The sequence below is a fragment of the Actinoplanes sp. NPDC049598 genome, from assembly GCF_040675435.1.
Classification (GTDB): Bacteria; Actinomycetota; Actinomycetes; order Mycobacteriales; family Micromonosporaceae; genus Actinoplanes.
In genome coordinates, this window is sequence record NZ_JBFAOX010000005.1 from 67,414 (window position 1) to 83,880 (window position 16,467).

15 protein-coding genes are annotated in these 16,467 nt (G+C 72.2%); 5 read left to right on the top strand and 10 right to left on the bottom strand.

Annotated elements, in window-relative coordinates:
* Positions 1–267: 267 nt before the first annotated feature.
* The 3 genes from AB0J66_RS13760 to AB0J66_RS13770 all read right to left on the bottom strand — a co-directional run bounded on the left by AB0J66_RS13760 (position 268) and on the right by AB0J66_RS13770 (position 2,753).
* Complete coding sequence (locus AB0J66_RS13760; protein ID WP_364660237.1) at positions 268–939, bottom strand: regulatory protein RecX; 672 nt, start codon at positions 937–939, stop codon at positions 268–270.
* Positions 940–1,306: 367 nt separating this feature from the next.
* On the bottom strand, positions 1,307–2,353 hold the full coding sequence (gene recA / locus AB0J66_RS13765; RefSeq protein ID WP_364659608.1) for a recombinase RecA: 1,047 nt from the start codon (positions 2,351–2,353) through the stop codon (positions 1,307–1,309).
* Positions 2,354–2,552: 199 nt separating this feature from the next.
* Entirely contained in the window at positions 2,553–2,753 is a 201-nt protein-coding gene (locus AB0J66_RS13770) for a DUF3046 domain-containing protein (protein WP_364659610.1), read from the bottom strand.
* 41 nt (positions 2,754–2,794) lie between these two features.
* Between AB0J66_RS13770 and AB0J66_RS13775 the strand changes: the two genes are divergently transcribed.
* Complete coding sequence (locus AB0J66_RS13775; RefSeq protein ID WP_364659612.1) at positions 2,795–3,457, top strand: UdgX family uracil-DNA binding protein; 663 nt, start codon at positions 2,795–2,797, stop codon at positions 3,455–3,457.
* 13 nt (positions 3,458–3,470) lie between these two features.
* Here AB0J66_RS13775 and AB0J66_RS13780 read toward each other — a convergent pair whose 3' ends face one another.
* Positions 3,471–4,217: a TetR/AcrR family transcriptional regulator C-terminal domain-containing protein gene (locus tag AB0J66_RS13780; protein WP_364659614.1), complete on the bottom strand. Its 747-nt coding sequence runs from the start codon at positions 4,215–4,217 to the stop codon at positions 3,471–3,473.
* Positions 4,218–4,292: 75 nt separating this feature from the next.
* Between AB0J66_RS13780 and AB0J66_RS13785 the strand changes: the two genes are divergently transcribed.
* A complete protein-coding gene (locus tag AB0J66_RS13785) occupies positions 4,293–5,315 on the top strand; it encodes an ATP-binding cassette domain-containing protein (RefSeq protein WP_364659615.1) in 1,023 nt (340 codons plus the stop codon).
* A complete protein-coding gene (locus tag AB0J66_RS13790; RefSeq protein WP_364659617.1) occupies positions 5,312–6,091 on the top strand; it encodes an ABC transporter permease in 780 nt (259 codons plus the stop codon). Before AB0J66_RS13785 ends, AB0J66_RS13790 begins: the two co-directional genes overlap by 4 nt.
* Positions 6,092–6,118: 27 nt before the next feature.
* On the opposite strand, the gene AB0J66_RS13795 is transcribed toward AB0J66_RS13790, so the two are convergent.
* On the bottom strand, positions 6,119–7,465 hold the full coding sequence (locus AB0J66_RS13795; RefSeq protein WP_364659619.1) for an aminotransferase class I/II-fold pyridoxal phosphate-dependent enzyme: 1,347 nt from the start codon (positions 7,463–7,465) through the stop codon (positions 6,119–6,121).
* Between the two features lie 51 nt (positions 7,466–7,516).
* Between AB0J66_RS13795 and AB0J66_RS13800 the strand changes: the two genes are divergently transcribed.
* Positions 7,517–8,761 (top strand): bifunctional pyridoxamine 5'-phosphate oxidase family protein/GNAT family N-acetyltransferase, encoded by a 1,245-nt coding sequence (locus AB0J66_RS13800; protein WP_364659621.1) that lies wholly within the window; start codon positions 7,517–7,519, stop codon positions 8,759–8,761.
* Between the two features lies 1 nt (position 8,762).
* Complete coding sequence (gene leuE, locus AB0J66_RS13805) at positions 8,763–9,413, top strand: leucine efflux protein LeuE (protein WP_364659623.1); 651 nt, start codon at positions 8,763–8,765, stop codon at positions 9,411–9,413.
* A gap of 193 nt (positions 9,414–9,606) precedes the next feature.
* Here leuE and AB0J66_RS13810 read toward each other — a convergent pair whose 3' ends face one another.
* The 5 genes from AB0J66_RS13810 to AB0J66_RS13830 form a co-directional block, all read right to left on the bottom strand.
* Positions 9,607–10,626: a sporulation protein gene (locus tag AB0J66_RS13810; protein WP_364659625.1), complete on the bottom strand. Its 1,020-nt coding sequence runs from the start codon at positions 10,624–10,626 to the stop codon at positions 9,607–9,609.
* Positions 10,627–10,662: 36 nt separating this feature from the next.
* Positions 10,663–11,709, bottom strand: a complete 1,047-nt coding sequence (locus AB0J66_RS13815; protein WP_364659627.1) for a hemolysin family protein — start codon at positions 11,707–11,709, stop codon at positions 10,663–10,665.
* Positions 11,706–12,998: a hemolysin family protein gene (locus tag AB0J66_RS13820; protein ID WP_364659629.1), complete on the bottom strand. Its 1,293-nt coding sequence runs from the start codon at positions 12,996–12,998 to the stop codon at positions 11,706–11,708. The genes AB0J66_RS13815 and AB0J66_RS13820 overlap by 4 nt, the downstream gene beginning before the upstream one ends.
* 116 nt (positions 12,999–13,114) lie before the next feature.
* On the bottom strand, positions 13,115–14,815 hold the full coding sequence (locus AB0J66_RS13825) for a serine/threonine-protein kinase (protein WP_364659631.1): 1,701 nt from the start codon (positions 14,813–14,815) through the stop codon (positions 13,115–13,117).
* A 63-nt stretch (positions 14,816–14,878) separates the two neighbouring features.
* Entirely contained in the window at positions 14,879–15,517 is a 639-nt protein-coding gene (locus AB0J66_RS13830; RefSeq protein ID WP_364659633.1) for a class F sortase, read from the bottom strand.
* Positions 15,518–16,467: the final 950 nt, after the last annotated feature.

Genomic DNA, 16,467 nt, shown 5'->3' on the forward strand with positions numbered 1-16,467 from the left:
GGGGCCGGAGCTGGGGGCCGGAGCTGGGGGCCGGAGCTGGGGGCCGGAGCTGGGGGCCGGAGCTGGGGGCCGGAGCTGGGGGCCGGAGCTGGGGGCTGGGACTGGGGCTGGGGCGAGGTTTGGGAGATCGCGGGTAGGCGCCAATTGCTGCGACAGCCAACCTGACATGGCTTTCGCAGTCACGGAGCGGCCTGGGCGACCGCTGGCGAGTTCCGCGGCGCCCTCGGCCGGCCCTCGGGCCCCTGGGTGGAGACGGGAGCGGGGGGATCAGGAGAGATCGCTGTTCTCGTCGGCCAGGGTGTCGGGGTCGATGGCGTCGGCGAACTCGGCGGCTTCGGCGTCGCGGGCGGCCAGGGCGTCCTTGACGGCGCGGATGGCGACGCCGGCCGGGTAGCCCTTGCGGGCCAGCATGCCGACCAGCCGCCGGAAGACGGCGTCGGGCGAGCCCGTGGCCGTACGCAGCTTGCGGTCGACCAGCGCGCGGGCGGTGGTCGCCTCGTCCTCGTCGTCGACGGACTCCAGGGCCTCGCTGGCCACCTCGGCGTCGACACCGCGCTGGCGCAGCTCGTTGGCCAGGGCCCGGCGGGCCAGCCCGCGGCCGTGATGGCGGCTGGAGACCCAGGCTCGCGCGAACGCGGCGTCGTCGATGATCCCGACCTCGTCGTACCGGTCGAGAACCTCGGCGATCACCTCCTCCGAGATGTCTTTACGGGCCAGCACCTTCGCCAGCTCGGCCCGCGTGCGCGGCCGCACCGCGAGCTGGCGCAGGCAGATCTCCCGCGCCCGCTCCCCCTCGGTCTGCTCCGGCTGACCCTGCCCAGAGCGACCCTGCCCAGACCGGCCCTGTCCCGAGCGACTTTGCCCAGACCGATCCTGCCCGGACCGGCCTCGGCCGGAGCGACCCCGGCCAGAAGCGCGCCCGGACTCGCCGTCCTCCAGCTCGCTCCCATGGAGTTCGCCTTCCTCAAGACCGGCGCCCGCCTGATCGGCACGCGACCAGGGGAGGCCGTCCCGCCCCGGCCGTCCGGAGCCGGGCAGGTCCGAATTCGACCACGGGAGCCCGTCCCGCGCGGGGCGGGCCGAGCCGGGCAGGTCCGAGTTCGACCACGGGAGCCCGTCCCGGGCGGGGTTTCCGCCCGGCGAGGGCCGGCGGCGACGGGACGGGACGTTGCCGCGTTCTGTCTCGTCGCCGGGGGAATCGCCGGGCGGATGCTCATCGGAGGTGCGGGGTGGCCGGGGCGGGATGGCATCCCATCCGCGCCCGGCCCGTGCGCCGCGTCGTCCGGCCATGTGGTGGGCCTACCGATCAGAAGTCGACCGGCGGCAGCTCCGGGCCGCCGGCGGCGTCGCCGGTGGTCTGGCCCACGCCGAGCTTCTCCAGGATCTTCTTCTCGATCTCGGCGGCGACGTCGGGGTTCTCCTTGAGGAACTCCCGCGCCTTCTCCTTGCCCTGGCCCAGCTGGTCGCCGTCGTACGTGTACCACGCGCCGGACTTGCGGATGATGCTCTGCTCGACGCCGACGTCGATCAGCGAGCCCTCCCGCGAGATGCCCTTGCCGTACATGATGTCGAACTCGGCCTGCTTGAACGGCGCAGCGACCTTGTTCTTCACCACCTTGACGCGGGTGCGGTTGCCGATGACGTCGGTGCCGTCCTTGAGGCTCTCGATACGGCGCACGTCGAGACGGACCGAGGAGTAGAACTTCAGCGCGCGGCCACCGGTCGTCGTCTCGGGCGAGCCGAACATGACGCCGATCTTCTCGCGGAGCTGGTTGATGAAGATCGCGGTCGTCCCCGAGTTGTTGAGGATACCGGTGATCTTGCGGAGGGCCTGGCTCATGAGGCGGGCCTGCAGACCGACGTGGCTGTCGCCCATCTCGCCCTCGATCTCGGCGCGGGGCACGAGGGCCGCCACCGAGTCGATGACGATGATGTCGAGCGCGCCCGAGCGGATCAGCATGTCGGCGATCTCGAGCGCCTGCTCACCCGTGTCGGGCTGGGAGACGAGCAGCGCGTCGGTGTCGACACCGAGCGCCTTCGCATACTCCGGGTCGAGGGCGTGCTCGGCGTCGATGAACGCCGCGATGCCGCCGTTGCGCTGCGCGTTGGCCACCGCGTGCAGGGCGACCGTCGTCTTACCGGAGGACTCCGGCCCGTACACCTCGATGACGCGGCCGCGCGGCAGGCCGCCGACGCCGAGCGCCACGTCGAGCGCGATGGAGCCGGTGGGGATGATGGCGGTCTCCACGACCGGCCGCTCCCCGAGCCTCATCACCGAGCCCTTGCCGAACTGCTTGTCAATCTGTGCCAACGCCAGATCGAGCGCCTTGTCCCGGTCAGGTCCGTTCGCCATGTCCGCCACCCCTGTACTCGATTTCGCAGGCGTCTTCGCCGATGAGCTTCTGTTCACCACGCGCACCAAGGTAGGGGGTGGGTATGACAAAAATCCTCGGCCCTGCCTCCGGCTGTGGATAACCAAGCCGCTGTGGACAATAGCCGAACACGTGTACGACGATCGAGTGACACGCCAGAACGGGTGTACTAAAAGCTCGTTATCGCAGGCGGGAGGGCACCCGATCGGGGTACTCGGCCACCACTGCTCGCCAGATAGTAGCCGTGTCGATACCGTCCGCAATCGCCCGGTCGATGCTGCGGTCGCCCAATGCCGCAAAAGAGTGATCTGCCGCAATGCTTCGCGCATAGGCGCCACCGAAGGACTCTTCGAGGCGCTCCCAGAAATCCGTCAACCGCACCCCACGAGGGTACTCAGCCTCCCGAGGGGTAAAACGTCTCCATGCCAAGGACCGAAGCGCCGGTCGGCGCACAGGAGTGGGTGCCGCCTCAGCCGTGGAGCATCGACAAGCTCAAAACCGCCGCAAGCGGCTGTCAGGGCTGCGAGCTGTACGAGGACGCCACTCAGACGGTGTTCGGACGGGGCGCCGCCAACGCCAAGGTCGTGCTGGTCGGCGAGCAGCCGGGCGACGTCGAGGACCAGAAGGGCCTGCCCTTCGTCGGCCCGGCCGGGCGACTGCTGCGCGAGGCGGTCGACGACTCCGGCCTCGACGCGGGTGACGTCTACATCACTAATGCGGTGAAGCACTTCCGCTTCGAGCTGCGCGGCAAGCGGCGCATCCACCAGAACCCCGGCCCGGCTCACATCACCGCCTGCCGCCCCTGGCTGGTCGCCGAGTTCTCGTTGCTGAAGCCGGAGCTCGTGGTGATCCTCGGCGCCACGGCGGGCAAGGCGCTGCTGGGCCCGTCGTTCCGGGTCACCCAGCAGCGCGGCAAGCTCATGCCGTGGCCGGCCTCGGCCCAGCATCCGGAGGACTTCCCGGTCGACGAGATCCAGGCCCTGGCGACGTTCCATCCGTCCGCCGTGCTGCGGGCGGACGACCGCGAGACCGCGTACCGCACCCTCGTCGACGATCTGAAAGTCGCGGCAGGCGCCTTGAGCTGACGCCGAGATCGCGTCAGCGGTCAAGCAAGGCCGTCAGGCCGTCGAGGATCCGGTCGAGGCCGAAGCGGAACGATCGTGCCGGGTCGCCGACCGCGTTGTACTCCTGGCCGGCGGCCGTGCCGACGCGGCCGGAGATCGGGTAGCGGCCGGGCGGCATGACGCGCTCGAGGACCGGCGCGTTGATCTCCCACCACTCCAGATCCGACATACCGGACTGCTCGGCCGTGCGGCGGGCGGCGATCGAGGCCCGCGCGGCGCCCGCCGTGAAGTCGCTGAGCAGCGTGATCACCTGATCCATCTCGAGATCGGTGAAGCCCGCGCCCTCGATCGCGGCCAACTGCCATTCATAGCGGTCGGAGACGTTGGGACCGATCCACGGGCGGCTCTCCTCGACCTGCAGCAGCCACGGGTGGCGGTGGTACTCGTCCCACAGCTGCTGGGCGACGACGGTCAGCCGCTCCCGCAGGGCACCCTCGTGCGGTCGTAACTCCTGCTCACCTATCACCTCGTCGACCATGAGGCCGATCAGCTCGGACCGGCCGGGCACGTACGTGTAGATCGACATCAGCTTGAGCCCGAGCCGGTCGGCGACCTTGCGCATCGAGAACGCGGGCAGGCCCTCCTCGTCGGCCACCGCGATCGCCGCTCGCACCACCTCGTCGACGCTCACCCGCTGCTTCGGGCCGCGCGTGCCCTGCGGCGTGCCGAGGATCCGCCGCCAGAGCAGTCCGAGGGTGCGGTCGACGTTCTGACTTTCCATGGGCGGAGGTTACCCCGTGGGGTGTACGGTGTACCGCGCATCAATTTCCGTAAGGCATACGGAGTTAGGAGCGACGTGAACTCCCTGACAGCTACCGGACTGCTGAAGAGGTACGGAACCACCCCCGCGCTGGACGGATTCGACCTGTCGGTGCCCTCCGGGGTCATCCATGGGCTCCTCGGCCCGAACGGCGCCGGCAAGACCACGGCGGTCAAGGCCATGGCCACCCTCATCGATGTCGACTCGGGCAGCGCGACAGTGGCGGGTTACGACGTACGCAGCCAGGCCGCGCAGGTCCGGCGCCGCGTGGGCCTGATCGGCCAGCACGCCGCGGTCGACGAGATCCTCGGCGGCCGGCAGAACCTGGTGATGTTCGGCCGGCTGTTCGGCCTGTCCAAAAGCGACGCCCGGCAGCGGGCATCCGAGTTGCTCGACGCCTTCGAACTCACCGAGGCCGCCGAGCGGGCGGTCTCGACCTACAGCGGTGGCATGCGCCGCCGGCTCGACATCGCGGCCGGGCTGATCATGACGCCGGCCGTGCTCTTCCTGGACGAGCCGACCACCGGGCTCGACCCGCGCGCCCGCAACGAGGTGTGGGAGACCGTCCGCGAGATCGCCGCGCGCGGGACCACGGTCCTGCTGACCACGCAATACCTGGACGAAGCGGACCAGCTCGCCTCCCGGATCTCGGTGATGAACCACGGCCGGGTGATCGCCGAGGGCACGCCGGACGAGCTCAAACGCCAGGTCGGCGGCGACCGGGTGACGGTCACGCTGCCCCGGCGGACACCCCTGGAGGAGGTGGCCGGGCGGCTGTCGACGGCGGTGGGCACGCCCGCGGTGACCGACGACGAGGCGCACAGCCTCACCTTCGAAGTAGGACTGGGGGCCCTCGCCGGCATCGTCCGGGGGCTGGACGAGTTGCAGGTCGCGCCCGAGGACCTGGTTCTGCGCCGACCGACGCTCGACGAGGCGTTCCTGGCCTTGACCGCCGGCTCACCCGCTTCGACCCCGCCGGGCTCCGCCGCACCGGCCTCGATCCCGCCCGCTGCGGCCTCGCCGGCCACGGCCTCGCTCACCGAGGAGAGTTCGCGATGACGACCCTGCGTGCCGGTTGGATCATGACGGAGCGGGAGTTGGCCCACTGGGTACGCCAGCCCTGGGCGCCGATCTTCGGGCTGCTCTTCTCGATCATGCTGCTGCTCGTCTTCGGCTTCCTCTTCGGCGGGGCGATCACCGTGCCGGGCGGCGGCGATTACATCTCCTTCCTGCTGCCGGGCATGCTCGCGCTGAGCATGATGTTCGGGGTCGAGTCGACCGCCACGGCGATGGCCAACGACGCCCGCAAGGGCATCACCGACCGCTTCCGCTCGATGCCGATCGGCAGCGCCTCGGTGGCCCTGGGCCGGGTCGGGGCCGACATGGCCAACTCGGCGGTCGAGCTCTTGGTGCTGATCCTGGGTGGACTCCTGATCGGGTGGCGGATCACCTCCGACCCGGCCGCGGTGGCGCTGGCCGTGGTGCTCCTGCTGTTGCTGCGCTTCGCGATGCTCTGGATCGGGATCTTCGTCGGGCTCTCCTTCCGGGGCGAGGGCGCCACCATGGCCGTACAGGTGCTGGTCTGGCCGATCGGTTTCCTGTCCACGGCGATCGTCTCGGCCGAGACGATGCCGGGCTGGCTGGGCGCGATCGCCGCGTGGAACCCGCTCTCGGCCACCGCGTCGGCGGCGCGTGAGCTCTTCGGCAACCCGACCGGCATCACCGAAGGCCCCCTGGCCGACCACGCGGTGTGGCTGGCCCTGGTCTGGCCCGTGGTGATCACGGCGGTCTTCCTGCCGTTGTCGGCCCGCGCCTACCGCCGCCTGCGAGCCTGAGCCACAGCCAAGCAGCGGCGGGCGCGGTCATCGGGCTGGTGCGGGAAGGCCGGTGGGCAGGACGGCGGTGGCGACGGCAGCGGCCACGGTAGGGATCTCCTCCTCGTCGAGGGGGCCGATGGAGATGCGGATGCCGGGCGGGGTGGAGGTGCGGAAGAGGGAGCCCGGCGCCACCGCCCACCCGGCGTCGCGCAGCAGGCCGACCGCACGGGTCTCGTCGGGGACCCGAACCCAGACGTTGATGCCGGTCTCGCCCTCGGCCGTGAGACCGCGGGCCAGCAACTCGTCACGCAGGGAGCGGCGCCGCCGGGCATAGGTCTCGGCGGCGCCCGTGATCAGCGCGGTCACCTCCGGGTCGTGCCAGAGGTGCAGCAGCAGGCGCTGCAGGATGGTCGACACCCAGCCGGAGCCGATCCTCATGCGGCCGACCACCCGGGAGATCGTCGTCTCGTCGCCGGCCAGCACGTTGATGCGCAGGTCGGGCCCGAAGGGCTTGGACGCCGAGCGGGTGAAGGCCCAGGCCCCGGTGACCGGGCCGACGCAGTGCGGCGGGGCCTCGGCGAGCTCGGCGGCGTGATCGTCCTCGATGAGCAGAAGACCGGACCGGGTGGCGAAGAGGGCCCGCAGAGCCTCGGCCCGCCGGGCGCTGACGGCGGCGCCGGTCGGGTTCTGCGCGCGGACCGTGATGACGGCGGCCCGGGCGCCCGCATGCAGGGCCGCGGCGACCGAGGCGGGCTCGGGCCCCTCCTGATCGAGGGTGAACGGCAGCGCCCGCAGGCCCAGAGCGGCCAGCAGATCGAGCAGATTGGACCAGCCGGGATCCTCCACGGCGACGGCGTCGCCCGGTCGCAGATGGGTCGTGAGCAGGCGCTCGATGGCGTCGAGGGTGCCGGACGTGACGGTGATGAGCGCGTCGTCGACCGGGATGCCGTCGGCCCGCAGCCGGGGCCGGGCGGCCTCGACGAGCTCCGGCATGGCGGCTGCCGAAGCGTACCCCTGGGGTGTCGCATTGGTCGTGGTGACGGCGTGCAACGCCGGGCCGAGCGGGGGCAGAAGGCGCAGGTCGGGCTCGCCGGCCGAGAGGTCGCGGACACCGGAGGGGATCGGAAGCCGCAGGGCGGAACGCGGGCCCGCGACGGCCGGGCGCGAGCGCACCCGGGTGCCGCGGCGGCCGTCGGCCTCGACCACGCCGCGCTGTCGCAGGTCTTGATAGGCCTTGGCGACGGTGGCCGGGCTGACATGGAGCTGCCCGGCCAGGACCCGGATCGGCGGGAGGGCGGCGCCCCAGACGTAATCACCTCGCGCGACGCCCGACTCGATGCTGGCCGAAATCGAGGAGGCGCTGTCGCCGGTCACCTGATAATGTTCTGCCACACGAGAGATTCTGTACTAGTACAAAGGTCAGCGCAAGCGAGGAGGCCCCGAATGTCCGACCTCTATCCCCGGACGGCACGTACGACCGCCACCCGCTACCGCGAGCGCACCCACTATGACCGCGCCCTGGCCCACGCCATTCTGGACGAGGCGTATGACTGTTCCGTCGCGTTCGTGGTCGACGGGTCGCCGCGCGTGCTGCCCACCCTGCACGTGCGGGTCGGCGAGACCCTCTATCTGCACGGCTCGTCCGGTGGCCGCTTCGGCCTGGCCGCCCGGGGCTCCGAGGTGGAGGTCGGCGTGAGTGTCACGCTTCTCGACGGCCTGGTGTACGGGCGATCGCAGTTCCACCACAGTGCCAACTACCGCTCCGTGGTCGCCTTCGGCGCCGCCCGGCTGGTCACCGACCCGACCGAGAAGCTGGCCGCCATGACCGCGCTGGTCGAGAAGACCGGGTCCGGCCGCGCCGCCGACAGCCGGCCGCCCACCAAGCAGGAGTTCGCGCAGACCAGCGTGCTGGCGCTACCGCTGGAGGAGGTGTCGGCCCGCGCCCGCAGCGGCGGGGTGAACGACGCCGAGGACGACCTGCCGCTGCCGCATTGGGCCGGCGTGCTGCCGATCCGGCGCGAGTTCGGGCCGCCCGAGACCGACGCCGGGGTGACTACCGGCCTGCCGGGCTATCTACCCGGGTCGCAGCTGCCGTGGGCGTCCGCCGTCCCGCTCGAGGGCCGGCACGTGCGGCTCGAGCCGCTCACGCCCGCCCACGCCGAGGGGCTGGTCGAGGCGCTCGGCGACGACGAGCTCTGGCAGCATTTCCTGGTGCCCCGCCCGCGGACCGTGGAGGCGATGACCGACTACCTCGCCGTCCTGCAGCGCCATCGGTGGAGCGGCTCGCAGGTGTGCTGGGCCCAGGTCGAGCCGGCCACCGGCCGGGTTATCGGCATGACCAGCTATCACGACATCGACCCGGCGCGGCGATCCCTGGCGATCGGGCACACGATCATCGGCAAGCCCTGGTGGCGCACGGGCGTCAACACCGAGGCCAAGCTGCTGCTGCTCGAGCACGCCTTCGACACGCTCGGGGCCGAGCGCGTGTTCTGGTACACGGACAATCGCAACGAGCGCTCACGACAGGCCATCGCGCGGCTCGGCGCCGTCCAGGAGGGTGTGCTGCGGCGACACCGCCAGCGCCCGGACGGCTCGTGGCGCGACACCGTCGTGTTCGGCATGACCCCCGACGAGTGGCCGGCCGCGGCGGCCCGCCTCCGGTCCCGGCTGACGGCAGAGGTGGCCTGACATGCTCGGCGTCACCGACTTCTGGACGTACGTGGTCGGCACGATAGCGATCATTCTGCTGCCGGGACCGAATTCGATCTTCGTGCTGTCCACGGCGGCGCGGCGGGGAGTCCGGGCCGGCTACCAGGCGGCCGGGGGCGTGTTCGTCGGCGATGCCGTGCTGATGACACTGTCCGCCGCGGGAGCGGCCTCGCTGCTGCGCGCCTATCCGCCGGTCTTCACGGTCATCAAGTACGCGGGTGCGGCCTACCTGTTCTGGGTGGGGCTCGGGATCGTCCGCGGCGGGATCCGCCGGTGGCGGGGGCGGGCCTCGCCATCGATCGCCGAGGCCGCGGAGCCTGCGGAGCTGCGACATCCGTTCCGGCGGGCGGCCGTGATCAGCCTGCTCAACCCGAAGGCGATCCTGTTCTTCGTGTCGTTCTTCATCCAGTTCGTCGAGCCCGGATATCCGCATCCGGTGCTGCCGTTCCTGGTGCTCGCCGCGGTGGTGCAGCTGTGCAGCGGGCTCTACCTGACGGCGCTGATCTTCGGCGGCAAGTTCCTGGCCGGGCAGTTCCGACGCCGGCGCAAACTCGCGGCGGGCGCCGCGGCGGGCGTAGGCGCGCTCTTCGTCGGCTTCGGCCTCAAACTCGCCACCGCCAGCGTCGGATAGCCAAGCCGGGCGCCGGAGCGGGCTGGAGTTAGGAACGGCCCAGGGTCGGAGCGGGCCGGGGAGGCCGGGCTGGGATCAGAGCGCGCTGTGGGCCGCGGCCGGACGGAGTCAGAGCAGACCGGGGGCCGAGAGGGCCCGGGTCAGAGAGGGCCCGGCCGTGGCGTCCCGCGAGGAGCGGGACGCCACGGGGTGGTCACTCGTCGCCGAAGTCGCCTTCGTCTTCGTCGCCGCCGAAGGCGTCGTCCATGGCCTCGCCGAGGACCATGCCGCCGATGACGCCGCCGGCCACGCCGGCGGCTACGCCGCCCATGCCCATGCCGCCGCGGTGGCGGGTGTGGCCGTGGTAGCCGTGGCCGCCACCGTGGGCCGGGTAGCCGCCGTGCCCGCCGAAGCCGCCCGGGGCGCCGTAACCGCCGGGGGCACCGAAGCCGCCGGCGCTGCGGAGGCCCTGGTAGCGGCCGGCGGCCTGGCTGACCCAGCCCTCCACGACGGAGTTCCAGTCGGTGGTGTCGGCCTCGGCGTGGGAGACGCGGAAGCGGCCGTAGGCGTCGTGGCCGGGCTGCAGGAAGCCGCCGCGCTTGTCGAATTCGAGGACGACCTCGACGCCCTCCGGGTCGGCGATGAACGTCACCTCGACCTCGTTGATGCCGCCGGCGTACTGCGGGGGCGGGTAGAACTCGATCTCCTGGTAAAAGGGCAGCGTCTGGCGCACGCCGTAGATGCCGCCGTGCTCCAGGTCGGCGCTCTTGAAGCGGAAACCGAGCCGGGCGAACGCGTCCAGGATCCGTTCCTGCGCGGGCAGCGGGTGCACCGCGACCTGGTCCAGGTCGCCCTTGTCGACGGCCTTGGCCACCGCCAGCTCGGTGCGCAGGCCCAGCGTCATGCCGTGCAGGTGCTGGCCGTAGACGGCCGTGATCGGCGTCTCCCACGGCACCGGGAACGAGAACGGCAGCGCCCTGTTCTCGCCCTTGCGCAGCTGGAAGGCGCCCGAGACGGGCAGCCGGTGGAACTCGACGAACCCGTCGCCGTGCTCCGACTCGACCCGGGTGACCAGGCCGAGCACGATGCCCTCGATGGTGACGTCGTGATCCCCGCCGGTGATCTGGACCTGGCCGTCCAGGCTGAGGCCGGGGCGGGTGTTCGGGTTGGCCAGCACGGTGTCGACGGACGGGCCGCCGACGCCGAAGGCGCGCATCATCTTCTTGAAAACCACCGGATCATTCCTCCTCGAACAAGGCGGTGCGTGAACTCAAGGCGTTACTGATGAAAGGGCCGGCGTGTCCGTCTCGTCGTCGAAGCGACCGATCACCTGCTCGAGCAGGTCCTCGAGGGCGACGAAGCCGGCCTGGGCGCCGTCGGCCGTGACGATCGCCAGCTGGGCCCGGCCGGCCCGCAGGGCCGCCACCGCCTCGACGACGCTGACCTCGGCGTCCACCGTGAAGGCGGGCCGCTCCATCAGGTCGCCGGCCGTGGTCTCCCGGCCCGCCGCCGTCGCCCGGACAGCCTCGCGGACGTGGACCACGCCCACCACCGTGCCGTCGTCGCCGGTCACCGCGATGCGGGAGCGGCCGCTGCTCAGCGAGGCCAGCTCGACCTCGGCCGCGCCCGCCGTGACCGGGATGGTCACCAGCTGGGAGAGCGGCAGCACGACCTCGCGGACCCGCAGCGAGCCGAGACCGAGGACGCTGGTCAGCAGCTCGCTCTGCTCGGCCTCGATCAGGCCCTCGGCCCGGGAGCGGTCGAGCAGGATGCGCATCTCGGCCGGGCCGTGAGCCTGGGCGAGCTGATCCTGGGGGTGCACGCCGAACGGTTTCAGGGCCAGGTTGGCCAGCGCGTTCAGCACCCGCAGGGCCGGGCGGACCAGCGTGACGAAGCCGCGGAACGGCAGCGCCAGCAGGGTGGCCGACCGCTCCGGGTCGGTGATCGCCCACGATTTCGGCATCATCTCGCCGATGACCAGGTGCAGGAAGGTGACTACGATCAGCGCGACCAGGAACGCGATGACGTGACTGGCCATCTCGGGCAGGCCCACGGCGTGCAGGGCCGGGCCGAGCAGGTGCTCGATCGACGGCTCGGCCAGCGCGCCGAGGCCCAGCGAGCACAGCGTGATGCCGAGCTGGGCGCCGGCGAGCATCATCGACAACTCGCGGGTGCCGTCCAGGGCCGAGCGCGCGGCGCGGCTGCCCGCGGCGGCGGCTTGTTCGAGCCGGTGACGTTTGCTCGCCACGAGGGCGAACTCGGCGGCGACGAAGAAGGCGTTGCCGGCCAGGAGCAGGGTTACCCAGAGGGCGTTCATCGGGAGATCCGTACGGTCTGCGGGACGTGGCGGTCGACGCTTTCGACGCGTACCGACAAAGCCCCGTCGTCGAGGGTGACCGAGTCGCCGGCCTCGACCACCCGCCCGAGCCGGGCCATGACCAGGCCCGACACGGTCTCGTAGTCGTCGCCCAGGGGCAGGTCGACGCCGGTGGCGTCGGTGATCTCGTCGATCCGCCAGCGGGCCGGGACGAGCCAGGAGCCGTCGGCCTGACGGACCGGCTCGGGTTCGGCCTCGTCGTCCTCGTCGCGGATCTGGCCGACCAGCTCCTCGGCGATGTCCTCGAGCGTGACGATGCCGGCGAAGCCGCCGAACTCGTCGACGACGCAGGCGAGCTGGCGGTGCGCGGCGCGCAGCCGCTCCAGCACGGCCGGCAGCCGCAGCGACGACGGCACCAGGATCGGCGCCGACATCACCTCGGCCACGGTGACCTTTTCCCGGTCGGCCGGCGCGATGGCCAGGATGTCGGCGATGCCGACCACGCCGACGATCTCGTCGAGGACGGCGCCGCGGACCGGGAAGCGCGAGCGGTGGGTGTCGAGCAGCGCCACCACGTCGGCCGCGCTCGCCGTCTGGGCGATCGTGTGCACGTCGACGCGGGGCACCATGGCCTCGGCGGCCGTCCGCCCGCGGAAGTCGAGACCGCGGTCGAGCAGCGTGGACATCTCGTCGTCGAGTCCGCCGTTGGCCCGCGACTCGGCGATGATCTGCTCGAGGTCCTCCGAGGTGGCGCCCTCGGGCAGCTCCTCGATCGGCTCGATGCCGATGCGGCGCAGCAGGCGGCCGGCCGTCTTGTCGAACAGCTTGATCACCGGGCCGAAGACGGTGAGGTACATCAGGGTGGAGCGGCTGAGCGCCTTGGCCAGCGTCTCGGCACGGGCGATGGCGAGGTTCTTGGGGGCGAGCTCGCCCAGCACCATCTGCACGACGGTGGCGACGAGCAAGGCGAACGCCACCGAGACGGGCATGCTGACCGCGGTCGGCACGCCGGCCACGCCGAGCAGGTCGGCGAAGCCCTCACCGAGGTAAGGCTCGGCGACGTAGCCGACGAGCAGCGCCGTGACAGTGATCCCGAGCTGGGCGCCGGAGAGGACGAAGGAGAGGCGTTCGGTGACCTTGAGCGCGCGGGCGGCGGCCTGATCGCCCTGCGCGGCGTCGTGGCGAAGCCGGCCGCGGTCGGCGGCGACGTAACCGAACTCCTGCGCGACGAAATAGCCGGTTACGGCGGTCACCACGATTACCAGGAGAAGGCCGGTGAGAATCAACACGGCCGAAGAGATCCATCCGCAGACGGAGGGTCGACGGGGAGCCGGGCCGAGCCCGGCTGACTACTGCCGATCATGGAGAAAGACAGTACCAAGCCCGGCTGAATGATCGCTGTGAGCTACGACCCGGCCGGCCGATCCGCGTAGAAGGTACTGAGCACCATGCTGACCCGGGCCAGGTCGGCCGTCCAGTCGAACTCCCGGGTGGCCCAGCTGATGGCGTACGCCTTGCCGTCCGTGGCCAGCCAGCGGGTACGCACATGGCGTGGGCCGCCGCTCGTCACGTACGTGTACTCCCAGTCAGCGGCCTTGTTGAGCAGCTCCCTCTTCTCTATCGCGATCTCCTGGTAGCCGGGCAGCGCGCCCGAGCGGACCAGCCGGTCGGCCTCGGCGCGGCAGGCCTTGACCGGATCGCCGGCCGGGTCGCGGTTGAGCGAGAGCGTCATGAGGCGGGTGCCGGCCGGGTCGCGGAAGCAGAAGGTGGTGCCGATGCGCTGGTACGTCCAGCCGTCGGGCACCGGCATGTGGAACCCGGAGCCGTCGGTGAAATACGACCATCCACCCATCAGGGCCCAGCCGGGCACACCCCGGGCGGCGGCCCGCTGCGGGGTGACCGGCAGGTTCGTGGGCGGGGGCAGGTCGCAGGTCGCCGGCGAGAAGCCGGCAGCGACGATCGTTCTCGACGGGGACGGGGACGGGGACGGGGACGTCGTGGGCACGGGAACCGGCGCCGCGGCCTCGTCGTCGCGCTGCACCAGGTAGCCGGCCATGATCCCGCCGACGCCGAGCACCGCGATCAGGGCCAGCCCGGCCGCCATCAGGGTCGACCGGGACAGGGCCGACGGGTCGGGCGCCGTCGGCGGCGGCCGGTCGGGCGGGACGGGCGCCGCCGGAAGCGCGGCCACGGCCGCCCGGGCCGGCGCCATGAACTGATCGATATCGGACCCGACGACCGCCCGCACCCGGCGCGGGGCCGGGACCCCCATCGGACCCGGGCTCGGTGCCGAGGCGATGATCATCCGAAGGCTGCGCTCGACCTCGGACGCGGTCATCCGGGCCTCCGGCTCGTGCCGGAGCAGACCGGTCAGCACCGGGCCGAGCATCCCGGCCCGGGCCGGCGGATCCGGCTCCTCCGTGGCCAGGGCCATCAATGTGGCCATGGCGTTCTCACGGGCGTAGGGCGAGCGGCCCTCGACCGCCGCGTACAGCGTCGCCCCGAGCGACCACAGGTCCGACTCGGGCGTCGACGTGCCGTCCCGGGCCCGCTCCGGCGACACGTACTGCGGCGAGCCGACGATCAGCCCCGGCCCGGTCACCGAGCCGTCATCCATGAACGTAGCCAGACCGAAATCGGTCAATACCACACGACCGTCGTGGCCGATCAGCACGTTGTGCGGCTTCACGTCCCGGTGCAGCACCCCGGCCCGGTGGGCCGCGGTCAGCGCGTCGAGCAGGGCCAGGCCGATCCGGGCCGTGGTGGCCGGCGAGTACGGGCCGTCGTCGTGGATCACCTGGTAGAGCGAGCGCGAGGGCACGTACTCCATGACTATCCAGGGCAGGCCGTCGGCGTGCACCACGTCGTAGATGCGCACCACGTGCGGATGGTTGAGCCGCCCGGCGCTGCGGGCCTCACGCAGCGTACGGTCGCGGAGCCGGACCCGTTCCTCGTCGCTCATCCACTCGGGCGGGACGAACTCCTTGACCGCGACGTCCCGGTCGAGCATCTCGTCGCGGGCCCGCCAGACGCGGCCCATGCCACCGGCACCGACCGGCTCGCCCAGGCGATACCGACCGGCGACGAGCATGCGTCCGACCGCCATCGTGCCCCCTGCCGTCGACCGATCTCCACCATAGACAGGCGCGAGCCGCGAACGGAATGACGATCACCCGGCCACCGCGTAGACCACGAGGTTGTCGCGATAGGACCGCAGCGACCGGTCGAAGACCCCGCCACAAGTGATCAGCCGGAGCTGCCGGTCGGGCGTCGGCCCGTAGACCTCACCCGTCGGGAAATCCGACTTCGGGTACCAGCGCAGCGCGGTCACGGTGAACCGCACGGTCCGGCCACCACGAACCACGTCGATGCCGTCTCCCGGGACCAGCTCCCGGAGCCGGTAGAAGATCGCCGGCCCGGTCTTCGAGTCGACGTGCCCGGCGATCACCGCAGGTCCGGTGTCCCCCGGCGCGGTGCCGTCGGCGTACCAGCCGGCCCGCCCGAAGGCCCTCGGGGGCTGCAGGGCGCCGTCCGCACCGAGCGTCAGCGCCTCCAGCGGCGTATTGATGCCGATCGCTGCCACGCGCAGGCCGGTCGGCTCACCGGCCGCCGAACGAGTGGCAGCGCCGAACGGATCACCCGGCGGCCGAGCATCCCCCGGCGCCGGCGCGGAGCCACTCGGGCCGGTCGAATTGCTCCCGCCCGCCGAATTGGCAGCATCCGCCAATCCGGCATAGCCGGGCGCCGTTTCCGTCCCCCGGTCACCCAGCGCGAGATATCCGCCTCCGGCGAGGACCGCGGCCACCATCGCCGCCAGGGCCGGGAGAGCGAGTCGCCCTTTTCGGCTTTTGTTCGGTACGCGTCGTGGCCGATCTCCAGGGGCAAGCTGGGGCGCCGGGCCTTCGGCGTGGCTCTGGCCGCGCCCGAAATCCCCTTCCGAACCACCCTTCTTGCCGCCCGGACCGCTTCCGCTGGCGCCGCCGGCGTCGGGCCCGGCCGGGGCCGGGGCCGGGGCCGGAGCTGGAGCTGGGGCCGGGGCCGGGGCCGGGGCCGGGGCCGGGGCCGGAGCTGGAGCTGGGGCCGGGGCCGGGGCCGGAGCTGGAGCCGGGGCCGGAGCTGGAGCCGGGGCCGGAGACGGAGCCGGAGCCGGGGCCGGAGACGGAGACGGAGACGGGGCCGGAGACGGAGCCGGAGCCGGGGCCGGAGACGGAGCCGCGGCCGCGGCCGGGGCCGGGGCCGGGGCCGGGGCTGGGGCCGGGGCCGGGGCCGGGGCTGGGGCCGGGGCTCTAAGGCGTGGCCCCAACGGCGCCGCTGGTGGTGGTGGTTTTGACGCTGCTGCCACGGCCCGGACCGGTGCCGCCGGGTCGCCCGCGCCGGCCTGGGGAGGAACGTGGCGCGGGACGGGCTGGGACGTGTCGGCGAAGGAGGGCACGCGATGAGGCCTCGGACGAGGGAGGGACAGCGCGCCCGGCACCGTGGCGAAGGCGCGCACCCCGTCCGGTTTGCCGACCTTGGCCCGGCCGCGATAGATCACGTCCCCCGCGCTTTCCGACGAATCGGGCTGAGGACGCGGAGTCTCCACCGAAGTGGTCGGTGCGCTCCCGGAAGCGCCAGGGGGAGGGCCGGGCGCGGCCAGGTCAGGCGCGGCCAGGTCAGGCGCGCCCAGCTCCGGCGCGGCCAGCTCCGGCGCGGCCAGCTCCGGCGCGGCCAGCTCCGGCGCGGCCAGCTCCGGCGCGGCCAGCTCCGGCGCGGCCAGCT